The 1,454-nt window shown below is 35.4% G+C and carries 2 protein-coding genes; both read right to left on the reverse strand.

Annotation, left to right across the window (positions count from 1 at the left end; all coding sequences use genetic code 11):
* Window positions 1-131: 131 nt before the first annotated feature.
* On the reverse strand, window positions 132-557 hold the full coding sequence (locus MWU65_RS17410) for an SRPBCC family protein (RefSeq protein WP_247079953.1): 426 nt from the start codon (window positions 555-557) through the stop codon (window positions 132-134).
* 39 nt (window positions 558-596) lie between these two features.
* Entirely contained in the window at window positions 597-974 is a 378-nt protein-coding gene (locus MWU65_RS17415) for a nuclear transport factor 2 family protein (RefSeq protein ID WP_247079954.1), read from the reverse strand.
* Window positions 975-1,454 lie beyond the last annotated feature (480 nt).

A 1,454-nucleotide genomic window follows, 5' to 3' on the forward strand; every position in this document is an offset into this window, starting at 1 on the left:
GTTTAATCGAATACTACAAACGATAAGTTCCATTATCGAACCGCCGTATACGAGACCCGTATGTGCGGTGGTGTGAGGGGTGCACTCCGTCATTTAATGGCGGAGCCATCCACTCGATTGGCAACTGGCTTTTATTTTTCCAATTCTACATATTTTTTAAAATTTCCTAAAATAGCTTGCCATCCTGCTCGTTGTTGTTCGTCCGAATTAGTTCCTTCTGCATCGAAAGTTTCACTTACGGTCACTTCATTTCCATTTTCTGAAAAGTCAATTTTCACAATTCTCCCATCGGACATTTTGTATGTGATTAATTCCTTTTCGATTATTTTTTCATAATCTCCAGTAAAATCAAACCCCATACTTCCATCTTTGGCTTCCATTCTCCAAGAGAATTTACCATTTGGTTTTAAATCATTTTCAGCTTTTGGACAGCACCATTCATCTGTGGCGAAATTCCAATTCTTGATGTGTTCAGGTTTGGTCCAGAAATCCCAGACTTTATTAATGTCTGCTTTTACAGTAGTTTTGACAGTTATTGTAGGATTTTTTGATTTCATTTTATTTGTTTGATTTTTATAGTTGGTTTTAAACTAATGCTAAATTCCGATTACGTATGATGTTATTGATTTTACTTTCGTTCCTTTTGCTCCACTAAATTCATAAAAGTCCGAAAACGCATATTTTTTACCGTTCTGCATTTTTAAAATTCCGCTTACAGCACCTTCTTTTCCGTGAGTTAAAATTCGGTCGAGTATCAATTCCGATGCTTTTTCCTTTTCCATCTTTTCCAATTCCTCCGTGAACTTTTCCTTTCCCTCAATTTTTTTGTCGCCAATTATATTCCAAACAATTTTATCCGTTACGCTTTCTACCAAAAATTCAGAATTTCCTTTCGCAAATGCGATATTTATTTCTTTTAAGAATTCCTTTTTCGGTGCATTTCCGCAATCAGTACTTACAGTTATTTTTGTCATTTTTCCGAATCTTTAATTTCAGTTCCGAGTTTTTTAGCTTGTTGCCAACTTGTTTATATAGCTGTAAAATACATCTTTATACTGCCATATGGGTATAAAAGTAGTCAAAAAATATGTTTTTATATGAAAGGTCAAAAGCATTAAAAGGGTTTTTCAATTTATCCAAACTTGTACTTCTTATATGGGTGTAAATCATAGTTTTTTTAGGACCATTATGTCTCATTAACTCTTGAGTATACCTAATGTCAGTGCTGTTTTCTATCTAATGTGTTGCAAAACTAGGTCTTAAAGGATTTGTGAAAATTGGTGGAGAATACCGTCCCCAAGCGTCGGGGGAAACGGTGACCGCTATAAATACAAAAAACCATCACTTTCGTGATGGTTTGTGGAGAATACCGGAGTAACGATGTTGCTCCGCAAAATATCCAGTACTGCAAATGCAATTGGCCATGTCTGCCGACATGGGCATTTTAAAACAGA

The organism is Cellulophaga sp. F20128, assembly GCF_023015805.1.
In the GTDB taxonomy this organism is placed as follows: domain Bacteria; phylum Bacteroidota; class Bacteroidia; order Flavobacteriales; family Flavobacteriaceae; genus Cellulophaga.

Excerpts from the sequence above, each read along its gene's own strand:
- MWU65_RS17410 (WP_247079953.1), bottom strand. The coding sequence starts at position 557 with ATGAAATCAAAAAATCCTACAATAACTGTCAAAACTACTGTAAAAGCA.
- MWU65_RS17415 (WP_247079954.1), bottom strand. The coding sequence starts at position 974 with ATGACAAAAATAACTGTAAGTACTGATTGCGGAAATGCACCGAAAAAG.